At 56.9% G+C, this 14,219-nt stretch carries 12 protein-coding genes; 7 read left to right on the top strand and 5 right to left on the bottom strand.

Annotated elements, in window-relative coordinates:
* Positions 1-76 precede the first annotated feature (76 nt).
* From tnpC to rnk, 4 genes are all read right to left on the bottom strand, one after another.
* Positions 77-1,663, bottom strand: a complete 1,587-nt coding sequence (gene tnpC / locus ASD46_RS26115) for an IS66 family transposase (protein ID WP_060643043.1) — start codon at positions 1,661-1,663, stop codon at positions 77-79.
* A gap of 51 nt (positions 1,664-1,714) precedes the next feature.
* Positions 1,715-2,068: an IS66 family insertion sequence element accessory protein TnpB gene (gene tnpB, locus ASD46_RS26110; protein ID WP_012477958.1), complete on the bottom strand. Its 354-nt coding sequence runs from the start codon at positions 2,066-2,068 to the stop codon at positions 1,715-1,717.
* Positions 2,049-2,468 carry an IS66-like element accessory protein TnpA gene (gene tnpA, locus ASD46_RS26105; protein ID WP_082546279.1) on the bottom strand — a complete coding sequence of 140 codons (420 nt, stop codon included), beginning with the start codon at positions 2,466-2,468 and terminating at the stop codon, positions 2,049-2,051. The genes tnpB and tnpA overlap by 20 nt, the downstream gene beginning before the upstream one ends.
* Positions 2,469-2,791: 323 nt before the next feature.
* Positions 2,792-3,205, bottom strand: a complete 414-nt coding sequence (gene rnk / locus ASD46_RS26100) for a nucleoside diphosphate kinase regulator (protein ID WP_060643042.1) — start codon at positions 3,203-3,205, stop codon at positions 2,792-2,794.
* A gap of 519 nt (positions 3,206-3,724) precedes the next feature.
* Here rnk and ASD46_RS26095 point away from each other — a divergent pair.
* From ASD46_RS26095 to ASD46_RS26070, 6 genes are all read left to right on the top strand, one after another.
* A complete protein-coding gene (locus ASD46_RS26095; protein WP_060643041.1) occupies positions 3,725-4,159 on the top strand; it encodes a GreA/GreB family elongation factor in 435 nt (144 codons plus the stop codon).
* Between the two features lie 172 nt (positions 4,160-4,331).
* The gene (locus tag ASD46_RS26090) at positions 4,332-5,234 is read left to right on the top strand and encodes a DMT family transporter (RefSeq protein ID WP_236735657.1); all 903 of its coding nucleotides are present in this window, start codon (positions 4,332-4,334) and stop codon (positions 5,232-5,234) included.
* An 89-nt stretch (positions 5,235-5,323) separates the two neighbouring features.
* A complete protein-coding gene (gdhA, locus tag ASD46_RS26085) occupies positions 5,324-6,673 on the top strand; it encodes an NADP-specific glutamate dehydrogenase (RefSeq protein WP_060643039.1) in 1,350 nt (449 codons plus the stop codon).
* A gap of 412 nt (positions 6,674-7,085) precedes the next feature.
* Positions 7,086-7,610, top strand: a complete 525-nt coding sequence (locus ASD46_RS26080; protein WP_323455158.1) for a hypothetical protein — start codon at positions 7,086-7,088, stop codon at positions 7,608-7,610.
* A 498-nt stretch (positions 7,611-8,108) separates the two neighbouring features.
* On the top strand, positions 8,109-8,645 hold the full coding sequence (locus ASD46_RS26875) for an NUDIX hydrolase (RefSeq protein WP_082546278.1): 537 nt from the start codon (positions 8,109-8,111) through the stop codon (positions 8,643-8,645).
* 207 nt (positions 8,646-8,852) lie between these two features.
* Positions 8,853-9,059 carry a hypothetical protein gene (locus tag ASD46_RS26070; protein WP_035200907.1) on the top strand — a complete coding sequence of 69 codons (207 nt, stop codon included), beginning with the start codon at positions 8,853-8,855 and terminating at the stop codon, positions 9,057-9,059.
* Positions 9,060-9,399: 340 nt separating this feature from the next.
* Here the strand turns inward: ASD46_RS26070 and ASD46_RS26065 are convergent, their stop codons facing one another.
* Entirely contained in the window at positions 9,400-12,534 is a 3,135-nt protein-coding gene (locus ASD46_RS26065; RefSeq protein WP_060643036.1) for a response regulator, read from the bottom strand.
* Positions 12,535-12,690: 156 nt separating this feature from the next.
* On the opposite strand from ASD46_RS26065, the gene ASD46_RS26060 reads away from it, so the two are divergent.
* Positions 12,691-13,698: a sensor histidine kinase gene (locus tag ASD46_RS26060; RefSeq protein WP_060643035.1), complete on the top strand. Its 1,008-nt coding sequence runs from the start codon at positions 12,691-12,693 to the stop codon at positions 13,696-13,698.
* The last annotated feature ends 521 nt before the right edge of the window (positions 13,699-14,219 follow it).

Below are 14,219 nucleotides of genomic sequence, written 5' to 3'. Positions count from 1 at the left end.
GCGTAAGCGCGATTTTCGATGCGCCTAGACGGCCTCTTCAGGCGTAATCGCGCACGGGTTCTAGCGGTACCTAGCTTTATTGGGCATTTGCCCTGGAGAAGTTGAACGGCAAGAGGTCGCCGATGTCGGCAGTTTCTTCGCGCTGAGGTAACTCAGTGAGGACGTGGCGCAGCCAAGAGAGTGGATCGACGCCGCAAGCGCGGCAGGTCAGCATGAGACTGTAGATCACGGCGCTGGCCTTGGCTCCGTCAGCGGTATCGCTGAACAGCCACGATTTCCTACCGGTGGCAAAAACTCTGATCTCGCGTTCCAGAATGTTGTTATCGATCGGCATCCTGCCGTCGCTGGTGTAACGTGTCAGGTAATCCCATTGGTTCAGGGTGTAGGACACAGCATCGCCGAGCTTGGTATCCGGTACGACCTTCGGCGCGATGTTATCGAGCCACGTCTTTAGGGCGTTCAGGACAGGCAGGCTGTGCTGCTGGCGGAAACGGCGAATGCAATCGGCCTTTGTCTCGCCTGGATCTGGGGTCTTGTCTCTCGCCTGCCTTTCGATCCGGTAGAGCTGTTCGAAGAACCTGAGAGCTTGCTCCGGCGGGCCGCCACCATTCTTTCTCGTCTTGAGGGCATCAACGAAGCGCCGCCTGGAGTGAGCCATGCATCCGACATGGGTTGCGCCATTCAATGTGCGCCAGGCGGTGTAGCCATCAGTGACGAGTATGCCACGGTAGTCACCAAGGAAGGTCTGCGGATAAATCTGACCGCGGCCGGGCTGGTAGTCGAGAAGCACGATCGGCTCGTCACTGTTCTCGCTGCTGCGGTACGCCCACATGTACGACGTGCTGGTGGCTTCCTTGTCCTTTTCCTTCAGCACCTGAACCGTCGTCTCATCGCCATGGATGAGAGACTGCGATTGCAGCCGCAGCTTCAAGGCATCGTAGATGCGATATAGATGCTTCTCGCTCGAGCCGATGACCCAATGCGCAAGAGCGCCACGGCTAATCGGAACGCCAGCACGCTCGAATGTCTGAGCCACGCGGTAGAGCGGCGTGCCATCTACGTATTTGTGGACGAGAGCAAAGGCGAGCGTCGACGCGGTGGCGATGCTGCCCGGCAGGGGTTGCGTGGGCATGGGCGCGATTACGACAGGCGTGTTAATCCCTGTACGGTCACAGTGCCGGCAAGCGTATTTGAACCGTACGTTCTGCAGGACCTTTGCCTTGACCTCGATATGGAGCTGCTCGCTAACGGCTTCGCCCATGCGATGCATTTGGCTTTTGCAGCAGGGGCAAGCCTTCTGATCGTCAGCAAGGTCGTATTCGACACGCTCGCGCGGCAGGTCTGCCGGCAGAGGCCTGCGTCCACGCTTCTTTCCCGTTTGACCTTCTACCGCTGGCAGGCCGGTGTCCGGAAGCTCGACAACATCGCCCGCCTCGCTGTCATCCTCGACCGCAGCCTCTTCGGCCTCGTTGAAGAGACGATCAATGTGCTTTTCACTGCGCGGGGCAAAGCGGTGCAGCTTTGCCAGTGCCAGTTCTTCTTCAAGCTTGACGACCCGCTGCGAGAGCGCTTCCTTCTCGGCTTTGAGCGCCGCGATTTCGGCAGCATTGGCTGCCAATTGCGCCATCAGTTCTGCAATGCTCGGTTCGCCGGTGCGCGTCATCAGATTCTTGAATCTGAACCGYCCCTGCGCGTCAATCGCAATTTGCCATCCTCAGCCAGCAATCTGATACTGCCGCACGGGATGGCGGACCATCGCATCGATATCGATGCCATCGAGGATCCAGTGGAGTTGCTCTGTCGTCAGCGTCACCACCGCAGTTTCCCGGCGGGGCCACCTGAACCGGTCTTCCGTTAGCTTCTTCAGGACCATAACAAACCCGGACCGATCAAAGAACAAGAGCTTCACCCGGTCACGCCTGCGATTGCAGAAGGCAAACACCGATGGAGCAAACGGGTCTAGCTCCATCACCTCTTGCACAAGGACCGCGAGGCTGTTGATGCCCGCGCGGAAATCGATGGGTTCCCGATGGAGGTAGACCTTCAGATCAGCGCCCAGTCTGAACATGGCTCAACGCTCCTATGATTGCCGCCAGACCATCGACATCGCTGCATTCCAGCGTCAGGCTGACCCCGTTCGGCAGCACCGCGCTCAGCTTGGATGCATGAGATCGCTTGCCGACCGGCTCCACCTTCGTCAGTGGACCGCTGGCAGAAGACGAGTGCATATCTGTAGCTATCTCAACCGGAACGAACGTAGATACCGCAGGCAAAGCACTATCTTCTTTGGCTCTCTTCACCCACTTGCGAACGAGATTGGCGTTGACGCCGTGCTCCAGAGCTAGACGCGAAACCGAAACGCCGGGCTCTAAACACGCTGCGACAAGCCGGTCTCGGGAGGCAGGGTCATATCGACGGCGGCCGTCGCGGCCAACAAGCCGCACCTGCAGTTTAGGAGTATCGTCCATGATTTGGTGTCCACCTATTTTTGGTGGACACTTCATGCATCAGAGCACTGCGCTTCAGAAGGTGCACAGAAATTCGCGCTTACCNCCGTCGCGGCAAACAAGCCGCACCTGCAGTTTAGGAGTATCGTCCATGATTTGGTGTCCACCTATTTTTGGTGGACACTTCATGCATCAGAGCACTGCGCTTCAGAAGGTGCACAGAAATTCGCGCTTACCTAGTCGCGATTACTCGCGACGTTTGAATTGTGACCTCGTCAATCGGTGGATGCGGACGGTCGCCGTCAATTTTTAAACGGGTTCTCGTATCATCCGGAATGAGGGTCTTAAGAGGCGTTGACCTTTAGGTCGGCCATCACCTCAAGGACGGTCAACTTGTGTGAATGCCCGTCACGGCCCTTCCACTCGATCTGCTGTCCGGGAGAAAGACCAAGAAGAGCAGCTCCAATCGGGGTCAGCACGCTGACCATTGAGCGTTCGATGTCGGCGAGGCCGGGGTAACAAAGAGTTACCGTCTTTCTGGCTCCGCCTTCCGTCAGGTAGGATACCGTCGATCCGACCGCCACTGCGTCTGCGGGGAACTGGTCATCCTCTACGACATCAGCACGCTCAAGTTCGATAAGCAACTTCTCGGCATCGTCGAGGTCGCGCCCCGGTGCCGCGAGTGCAAGAGCGGTCAGACGAGCGTGGTCAGTCTGCCGGACGATGATGGACGGCTTTGTGTAATCAGTGGTGTTCATTTCATATGCCTCGTACCCCGGCCGAATAGCTGCGTTTTAAAAAGACTGCTTGTGGAGGGTGAGGTCGCGCAATCCCGCAGGATTAAAGCCCGGGTTCAGACGCGCGACAGCAGTCTACGTCCCGGGCTAGTATCCTTCGACGGGATACTCTCGGCAGAGGCGAAATTTATGTGAATTGCCAATTTTCAACATGGTGCCCTAATCATGGCATGCCTGAGGGGGAAGTCAAGAAGCGCTCCGTGAGACGCTGCCCGGCGCTTTTGATCTCGGCAAGTGCCCTTGACTTCATGGCACCTTCCATAAATGCTAGGTTGATGTTGAACGAGAGCAAAAGACGCGCAGTGAGCGCTTTCAGGGTCTGCCCCATCGCAGGATCGTAACCGGGTCCGGCCACTGTCGCCTGCCGGATCCAGAGTGGCTACGTGAATACGTTCGCCTTACCATCTGCGGCAAGTCTCTCTTCAAACAAGTCAACGCCCTTCCTCTAGCGATGGGGTTGTTGGGCAGGTCACAATAAACATGTCTTCACTCAGCCAAACCATGCCCATAATCGGGGCAACAGACTTTCACACACTTAGCCGCCTGACGCTCGTGGCCCTGACCAATGATTTCGACGTCGGCCCCGACTTGAGTGAGAAGCTGGAAAACTCCTGGGTCTTGGCAGACGAACAGGTCTCGCTCGACACGGTCTGCCTAGGATCAACTGTCTCGTATGATGTAGAGGGGCAGCAACGCCAGGTTACCCTTGTTCTCCCGAATGAAGTGCTGGCAGACGCGGGCCGCTTGTCTGTATTGACGCCTGTTGGCGTGGCGCTCTTGGGCCTTAAGCCCGGGCAGCGCGGGGAGTGGAATTCTCGCGATGGACACAGAAATCAATTGACTGTCGTCCGGGTCGGCCGTGCCGGTTTACGACGAGCAGCCGCGGAAGCCTTCAGCCACCTCTCAACGCGATGATATCGACGCAAGAAAGGTCTGCAGGACCGGATGTCTGCGCTTGCTTGCGCACGTTCCTCCGCCCTTTGAACGCACCAACAACATCTGTTTCGTATGGTGCTTCAGATGTTTGGCCAACAAAAGTGGACCAAGGCTTCCCTTATCGCGGCAGCACAAGCTGTCCGGAGCAATCATGGAAAAAGACACACATTTTACTGGAATGCGGGGGCGGGCAGGTTTTGCGCAGGGACTTGGCTGGATGGCGCTGAGCATGGCGTCCTTCATAAGCATGGCTGTCGGGTCTCGCGAGCTCGCATCGACCTTGTCGATCAGACAGGTGCTGTTTTTCCGGGCTCTCGTCGGTCTCGGCGTAATTTTGCTGGTGGGACGGTCACTCCTGCCGCAGATCCTTCAGAAGAAACTGTTTCCAAGGCATCTCGCCCGAAACGTCGTTCACTTCACCGCCCAGTATTTCTGGACCATCGGCGTGGTCTCTCTCCCACTGGCCTCGGTCTTTGCACTCGAATTTACGATGCCGATCTGGGTTGCATTTTTCGCCTGGCTTTTTCTCAAGGAGCAGCTAACTGGGCCGCGGCTTCTCGCAACCCTTGGCGGTTTCATCGGTGTTCTGGTGATAGTGCGTCCAGGATTCGGCGTCATTGATCCGGCTGCTGGTTTAGTGCTGCTGGCGGCCGCCGGCTATGGGCTTTCCTTAATTCTCGTCAAGCAGCTCACGAAAGAATGCTCACCAGCAATCATCGTGGTCTGGATGATCCTCATTCAACTGCCGCTGGGACTGCTGGCCGCGTTGACGGATTGGAGGGACGTCAGCCTGTCCGATATTCCGTGGATGATGGTTGCCGGCGTTGGTGCTTTGAGTGCGCATTACTGCCAGGCACAGGCGCTTAAGCGCCTCGATGCATCTGTCATCATGCCCATCGATTTTTTGCGTGTACCCATGGCTGCGGTCGTCGGGTTCTACGCTTACGGAGAAGGCGTGGACGCCTGGGTCGTCATCGGCGGATGCATAATCCTGCTGTCGAACTTCCAGGCGATGATGTCCGAGCGAGTGAGGTCAAAGAACCCCGATGTCTGACGAGCCAAGGCAGTCACCCTCGCCGGCAGTGATCAGGCTGCCTTGCCCATGCCGATCTTCCTTAAGCTATTAAAAAAACGGAGTATTTGATGGTTCACGTCGACGAAAAACTCGAACCCATTCTCAACGAAGTCTTGCGCCGAAACGCAGGAGAGTTCGAGTTCCACCAGGCCGTGCGCGAAGTCCTGGAGAGCCTTGGAAGAGTCATTGCTAAACATCCGCGTTATGCGGAAAACGCCCTCATCGAGCGGATTTGTGAACCGGAGAGGCAGATCATCTTTCGTGTACCTTGGGTGGATGACAACGGTCAGGTCCAAATCAATCGCGGATTCCGCGTGCAGTTCAATTCTGCTTTGGGTCCCTATAAGGGCGGCATTCGGTTTCATCCCTCGGTCAACGTCGGTATCATCAAGTTCCTCGGATTCGAACAGACGTTCAAGAACGCCTTGACCGGTATGCCCATCGGGGGAGGGAAGGGCGGATCCGACTTCAATCCGCGCGGACGATCTGATGGCGAAATTATGCGCTTTTGTCAGTCGTTCATGACTGAGCTTCATAGACATATTGGCGAATACACCGATGTTCCCGCTGGCGACATCGGTGTCGGCGGTCGTGAGATTGGCTATATGTTTGGCCAGTACAAGAGGCTCACCAATCGATTTGAGGCGGGTGTCCTGACCGGGAAAGCCCTGTTCTATGGCGGTTCGCGCGCTCGCAAAGAAGCGACAGGTTATGGGGCGAGCTACTTTGTGCGCAGGATGCTGGCCTCCAAAGGAATGGACTTCTCAGAAAAGCGTGTATCGGTTTCTGGTTCGGGCAACGTTGCAATCTATACAATGGAAAAAGTAAGCGAGTTCGGCGGGAAGATCGTCGCTTGCTCCGATTCAAACGGTTATGTCGTTGATGAAAGCGGGATAGATTTCGCCCTGGTCAAGGAGATCAAGGAGGTCCGCCGAGGACGCATCTCGGAATACGTGAAGCTCAAGGGGTCGGATGCTTGCTTTGTCGAGGGAGGATCAATCTGGGATGTCCCCTGTGACGTGGCTATGCCCTGTGCAACGCAGAACGAACTGACTGGTAAAGACGCAAAGACGCTCGTCAGAAACAACGTCATCGCGGTGGGAGAAGGCGCAAATATGCCGTCGACTCCCGAGGCTGTAAGGTTGTTTCAGGCGGCGGGCGTCATGTTCGCGCCTGGCAAGGCCGCTAATGCAGGAGGGGTCGCCACGTCTGCTTTGGAAATGCAACAGAACGCTTCCCGTGACAGCTGGACGTTTGAGCAAACGGAGGCGCGCCTCGCAGACATCATGAGTGCGATCCATGATGTCTGCGCGGAAACCGCCGAGGAATATGGCGCGCCGGGCGATTACGTCCTTGGTGCAAACATCGCCGGATTTGTTCGGGTCGCGGAAGCTATGGACGCGTTAGGGGTCATCTAGGCGATCACGAGCGGCGGCCCAGCTCGACTCATGCTGTCCGGGAGGAACGCATCGGTGATGATTATTGGACCTCAAGCCAGACCGGAGCCGCTGCGCCTCAAAGCAGGAGCGTCACCCGATCGCACGCGTGCGATCGGGTCGTTCGCCAATTCAGTCGCTCCACTGGTCTTTGTTCTCTTTGTTGAGAACAAGGCGTTTTTCAGAGGTTACCACCTTGTTTCCTGCCCTGCTTGCCAAGCCCAATTTTGGACTTGATCATGCTACTCTGGCTGACGTAGCCGCTATCCTATGCGAGGACGAGGCCTGCCTTGCACCGATTGCTAACGCGGCTAACGAGACGACAGGCGAGCCACGGTGGATTGCTCTGGCTTTAATACATGCACTCTGGCGGAAGGCTGGAGTCGCCCCTCAGGTGATGTCCTCCGTCCTTAAAGCCTGGCCGGAGATAGTGGCATCGCTCGAAGCGGTTATGTGTTTCCGGGCGAATGCGGCCGCCGAAGAGAGCGATCCATTCATGTTCTATCAACCTGTCGCCGCCCACTCGATCCCCGTTGCTGGTCTCGATGAGTACATTGATCTGGTTGAGAACCGCTTCATTATTTGGAGGCGTCCCAGCATCGATCGGAAATCTCTGGGAAAAGCATTGATCGCTGGACGCAGGTCGGACAATGATGCCGCTTATCTTGCCGCCTTAAGATCGCTACAAGATCGACCGACATACCAGAGCACCGGGCTTGGCTTTACCGATGGAAGCACGTTCTTCCACAACGAGTGGGGGCGCAACCTAGTTGAGCAGGCGCTCGAATCGTCAGTGCTGTGCAACGACCGGTCAGGTCTGTTGTTCGATAACAGCTACGTCTGCAAAACCTCCATCAATGTCTCGATCGTCGTCCGCGCGTTCAAGCGAAAAGCTCTGGGTCTGACAGTAAGGCTATAAAGTGACGCAGAGCTTGTTGCCGCTGAGTGGTTGTCACGAGGTTCGTTCACGTACGATTTGGCGCGAATGGTCCGACATCATTCCTATCGTGCGGCAAAAGGTCACCTTGCAGTCAACGCGATCCTTGCCCAGATAAGCATCATGAAAACGACCATGAAATCCCTATTTTTCAGGCTTATTGATCAGGCACGTTCCCTAACCCGGAGCTGGCAGCACTGAACCTTTAACGCCGCCATAGACCCAGCCGCTCCGGGAACCACGCAATTGAAAGTGCGGTTCGTAATGCGTCGCTCGCGCGACGTAGCCATGGAGCGTTTTAATGTCCCACCCTCGCCCCCTTCCAGTCTGCCCTGCCTGCAACCGTCAACTGCCGGGTGCCGCGGCCCGGTGCCCTTGGTGTGAAACCTCTGTTCCACTGAGAGCCGCACGCAAGCCTCATAGTTGCAAGCGCAACGAGTTCCGGCTGCCCTTTCGCTGGCTTGCGGAGACCGCAGGACAATGACACGCGCTACGACAGCAAGCCGGATCGTCTCGTCACCTGATGACAGAGGTCAGTTGCAGCAGGTCGGAGTACTTCCCTGGCGGATCGGGCGCGACGGCGAGCGCAAGGTGCTGCTTGTCACGGACCGTGAGCGCGAGCGCTGGATCGTGCCCAATGGCCCGCTCGTGAAAGCATGTCCGCCCCTCGTCATGGCCTCGCAACATGCGTTCAAGGTGGCAGGAATTATTGGCGACATGTCCCCGGCTCCGGTATTGACATACAGATACATCAAGACCCTCAACGATGGGCCTCAGCTTGTCTGCTGTGTCACGATATTCGGTATGAACGTGCGTGGCACTTTGACCCACTGGCGCGAAAAAGCGCACCGAAAAAGACGATGGTTTTCTCCACAAGCGGCGGCGGACAGGCTGAGTGATATCGCGCTTGCCGATTTTGTACGGAAACTCGATGCAGAGCCGGGGTGTCGGCATGCCCGCCGTCACTCTGGCCGCCTGATCCTGGGGTTGAACGAGCGGCAAGGTTCTGGTGTCTGACATGCCGACGATGGAGCTAACGGGTTTCGCGCTCACCATGCGTTACGTCTTTCCTATCCGAAGGGTTAGTGCCGGACGCTGATTGCCTGGCGCCAATAGTTGCGACCGCGACATTGGCGTCAGGTTTCTCGCAACCCGACACGAAAACTGCGGAGCAAATCTGGCCGCCTGTGCCATGGCATTGCCCGCATTCGGAAACAAGCAGTCATGACTTTCAGATATATTCACACCCTTCCTATCAGCGGCCCCAACAAGTTGCCTCGTTTCAGGCGGTGGGCTGCCGAAAATATTCCCGGCATTGCCGTCTCTCTGCCGCCCCAGGTACCGGTTAAGAGCGAAGCTCTAACGGTGCGATTGAAATCGGCTGAGGATCGCAACACGCTGATCGCGAAACTGGAGGGCGTCAGCCTCTAGTGATCTCGTGCCCCGCGGCGTACGGCTGATCCGGATCGAGCTGGTGGTGTTCTATGCCGCACGGTTCTTGTCGGTCGAGCTATGCCTTACGCCGCGGGGGCGTCGACTTTGAATAAGAACCGAACGGCGCATTAACCGGCGAAGAGTGCCGTGGCCTCGATCGCCCAGGGGCATCGAGGTATCTCCACAGATCCAGTCCCACAATCGTGATGACCCGGTGGTCAACAGCGCAGGTGGGACTGGATACTCAACCTCGCTCAAGTGGCCGGCCGCCATCGCCAAATAGCGCGATGGCAAACGTCGTTATAACCATCCGCGAGCCATGCCAGCCAGATTGCGGTCACAAGGTCCGATCGGCTTTACCCAACACCTGTCGCAGCCCATCGATACTGAAAGGCTTGGATAATTGCTGCGCATCGGAAATACCCGAGGCTGTCTTGGCGTTGTCGTCACCGCTTGCGAAAACGATCCGCACGTTTGGCCAGCGTTCCCTTACATGCCTTGCAAGTTCGATCCCGGACATGCCGGGCAGACCGACATCTGTCAGCAACATGTCGATCCTGTTGGTCTCAAGGACGCTGAGGGCATCTTCCGCTGAGTTAGCCTCGTGCACCGTGTGACCAAGCTCCTCTACCATGTCGACCGTCGACATCAGGATAAGCGGCTCATCCTCAACGATAAGGACATGCGGTTTTGCAGACACCGTTGGGCGGCTATCAAGCGGCTCCTGCTCGGGTGCAGGCGCGGGCTCCTGGCGCTCCATCCGTTGCAAGGCAATCCTGTGTTGCTGCGCGTTGTTCAGGACGTGGCGGACTTTGCGGGCCAGTGCCTCGCGCGTGTAGGGTTTGGATAGCAACTCGACACCAGCGTCCAACCGGCCGCCGTGGACGATCGAATTTTCGGTGTAGCCTGAGGTAAATAATACGGCCATGCCAGGGAACTGAGCCTTGGCCTTCCTCGCAAGATCTGTGCTGCGCATCGGGCCCGGCATCACGACGTCCGTGAACAGCAGGTCGATCTGAACGCCACTGCTGACGACGGCGAATGCGGACTGTGCGTCTCTCGCTTGGAGGACGCGGTAACCAAGGTCCGTCAGCAGCGCCACCGATGTTTCCCTAACGCCGTCATCGTCTTCCACCACGAGAACAGTTTCCGTGCCACCCGTCACCGCAATGGCCTCTGGATCACTCAGGCTGTCTTCGACGTGCACCGTGCGCGGCATATAGAGTTTCATGGTCGTCCCATGCCCGACCTCGCTGTAGATTTTGAGGTGGCCGCCGGACTGCTTAAGAAAGCCGTAAACCATCGACAAACCGAGGCCGCTTCCCTTCCCGTCCGTTTTCGTGCTGAAGAACGGTTCCAGGACATGCTCTATGATATCCGGCGATATTCCTGACCCCGTATCGGTCACTGCAACGAGTACATATTGTCCGGGACGGACATCGTCGTGCGAACGGGCGTAATTGTCGTCGAGAACCGCATTTCCGGTCTCGATTGTCAATCGTCCGCGGCCTTCCATCGCGTCCCTCGAATTGATTGCCAGGTTAAGGATGGCGTTCTCCAACTGACTCGGATCGATCAGCGTATTCCATAGCCCGCCGGAGACAACGGTTTCGAGTTCTATCTCTTCGCCCAGTGCCCGGCGCAGCATATCGTCCATATTCTGGATGAGTTTTCGAACATTGACGACTTTGGGCTCGAGCGGCTGACGGCGACCGAAGGCCAAAAGCTGCGATGCAAGCTTTGCGCCGCGGGCAACGCCGGCCAAGGCATTATGCAGGCGTTGTTCTGCCCGCCTGTTGCCGTCGATATCTTTGGAGAGTAGCTGCAGGTTGCCGCTCACGACCTGGAGAAGATTGTTGAAGTCATGCGCCACGCCGCCTGTGAGGTTACCCAGCGCTTCCATCTTTTGCGCCTGCCTCAACGCGATCTGTGCGGTTTCGCGCTCGACAGTTTCTTTCTCAAGCTTCAGAAGCGCAGTTCTCAGTTCAATAGTGCGCTGCTCGACTTTTTCCTCAAGGGTGTGGTTAAGGCTCTGAAGCTGATCCTCAGCACGTTTTTGGTCCGTAACATCGAAGCCGTCAACGAAGATCCCCGTCACTGATCCGTTAAGATCAAAAATTGGCTGGTAGATCAGATGTACGAAGCGCTGATCCGGCTGCTCCTTGCCATCCCGTTCAAGGAAAACAGGCACATAACGACCTATATACGGCGTGCCCGATCGAAAAACACCGTCGAGCAATTCGAAGAAACCTTGCCCGGCAATCTCAGGCAGCGCCTCTCTGACACTGAGGCCAAGGAGCTCGCGATGCCCGACAAGTTGATTATAGGCATCGTTGACCAGCTCGAACGTGTGTTCAGGCCCGCTGAGGATGCACATGAAACTTGGGGCTTGCTGGAACAGGGCGCGCATCCGATCTCGCTCCGCGGTCCGAAGTTCCACTTCTGAGGAGAGTTGACGATTGAGCTGCTCGAGTGCCAACGCTGCTTTTTCCCGAATCTCGGCAGCCTCCGCAAGCGCCGCTGCCCGTCGACGTTCTGTTTCGAACGCTTCGGCGCTCGCCAAGCGCGAGGTGATCTGGCCGGCAATCAATTTAAGGAAATCCAGGTAATCGTCGCTGACCGCCCGATGCGGATTGAGCCCGGTGATCATTACCCCCTTGGGTTGGTCGCTGGCTTGTCCGACCAAAGGAATGACCGCAGCCTGAGATGGCGCTCTTTGCCAGGGCCCCGACGGGATGACGTCTGTGGCCGACAACTTTATCAGATCCATGGCCTGTTCTTGCCAGGCGCGTTCAAGGTTCCAGATACCCACACCACGGTTTATTGTTACCGGCAATAAAGTGTCGTCTTCAGCTGTGCCGCAAACCCACCGGCGCATCGCATTGCCGTTCTCGTCAAAAACGTAAAGTGCGCAGAAGGGAAGATCCTGAGGGTTGTCGTTAAGCGCTTTGCGTGAAGCGTTGAAGACTTCGACCTCGGTGTCGGCCACGGCAAGGCCAGACGCCAGGGTGCGCATAGTTGCCAGGCGGCGTTCACTGATGACCCGCTCGGTTTCTTCCGTGACCGCGCAGAAGACGCCCTCGACCTTGCCATTGTCTCCGATCAGCGGACTGTAAGAGAAGGTATGATACGTTTCTTCCGGATACCCGTCGCGTTCGAGAAGCAAGAGCAGCGCGCGGTCCCAGGTTGCCTCTCCGCTTGAATAAACGGTTTCCAAGCGCCCTTTGATATCATTCCAGATTTCAGCCCATAATATCTTTGTCGGCACAGCAAGCGCGTTGGGGTGCTTATTTCCCAAGGTCGGCCTATAGGCATCGTTATAGAAAAAGGCGATGTCTGGACCCCAGCCAAGCCACATTTCAAATTTTGAGGTGAGCAACAGCCGAATTGCGACCTTCAGCGCTTCGGGCCACTCGTCCGGACAACCAAGTGTACTATCCGCCCAGTCATGGCGCCGCATCATCTGCGCCATCTCTCCATCGCCAACAAATATGTCCCGATACCGGTCCGAAATTAATGCCATTCCACTTCCATCCCAATAAAGCACATCCTACGTAGAACATTGATAACGCTTCGCTGGCCAGCTAGTTCTAGATCGATACCAGCTTTTGTATGGGGTGGGAGACATTTGAAATTGAGCAAAGGCACATCACAACCTGAATGGAGTACAGCCGAGCTCAGGCGTGCTATCCAGTCGGCCGGGGTCGCGCTCTGGGCCTGGATCGTCGATGACGACACGTTTGTGATGGATGCCAAGGCTTACGAACTCTGGGACATTTGTGGCGAGGTAGACCTCACTTTTGAGCACCTTTCCGCCAAGGTGCATCCCGCCGACCGAGACCGCGTCAGGGCGGCGTTCGTCGCAACCCGCGCCATCGACGGCCCGTTTGAAATTGATTTCCGCATTCTCACGAACGCCTCCGACGTTCGTTGGATTTCCGCTCGGGGCCAGGGCAACGAGGGAGACGCTGCAACCGAAAAAATGACAGGCATCTTTCTTGACGTCACGGGCCGCAAGCAGGCGGAGGAAGGGCATGAACTCCTTGCCGGCGAGATGAGCCATCGCGTCAAGAATATTCTGGCTCTGGCCTCTGGATTAACAAATATCACCTCGCGGACGACCGAGACAAAAGAGGAAATGGCAAAGCAGTTGACTGAGCGACTGACGGCCCTCGGCAGGGCCCACGAACTGGTGCGCCCGCTCCCCGATGGCCAGGGGAGATCGGCATTGCTCGGTGACCTCTTTGCTGTGCTGCTTGCCCCTTACGACGACGTCGGAGCTTTTGCAGGTCGCATCCGCGTTGCTGTGCCGCGGATGGGATTAGGAGAAAAGGCCGCAACCAGCCTGGCACTCGTGATACACGAGTTGGCAACGAATTCGCTCAAATATGGTGCCTTGTCGAATAATGCGGGATTGCTCGACATATCCGGTTCTGTAATCGAAGACGAGGTCGAGATCGTCTGGAGCGAACACGGAGGCGACCCTGCCCAGTCGCCCAGATCGTCAGACGGTTACGGCAGTAAGATGTTGCACAGGACAGTCTCTGGACAACTCGGTGGATCAATCGACTATAACTGGGGAGAGGGCGGCGTCGTTGTAACGCTAAGGATGAAAGAAAGCCATCTTTCTGGATAAATGATCGGGGACCGAGAGTTGGCCCTCAAGCACCCGGCGTGCCGAGACAAAAGCCGAAGTCCCGACCACCGACAGGCTGGGCGCCCTTGCGGGGAAGCATCGACGCGCGCTCCACCAAAACTGATGGAGCCTCACCGTTCTGCGGGACTGAATATGGGCAATCAGAGTGTCGCACGGTTGCGTAGTGACAACATGGACATCGGTATCCCTGTGTCTTTCGGCCGTCTAAGTGGCGATGACGGCGATTCTCCTCAAGGCAGAGTTTGTCCAATAGGCCATCCGGTGTCTTCGCTTTTGCGGTCGAATAGCGAAAAATACAAATCACGCCGAGGGCCCATTGCTCAGCGCAACCTCGCGCAAAGGAGCACGTGTCTGCGCGTAGCTGCTGGGCGAATGACGAAGATGCTCCTTGAATGCATTTGAGAAATTTTGGCTTGGATTGAGGTCCGAGTGATCATCTCATCTATGCGTTGGAACGGGTCAGTGGTTCTGATCCCTTCAAGGCAGGGATCGTAACCCCT

This window comes from Rhizobium sp. Root491, assembly GCF_001427205.1.
GTDB lineage: Bacteria > Pseudomonadota > Alphaproteobacteria > Rhizobiales > Rhizobiaceae > Agrobacterium > Agrobacterium tumefaciens.
This window is presented reverse-complemented; position numbering and strand designations above follow the sequence as displayed.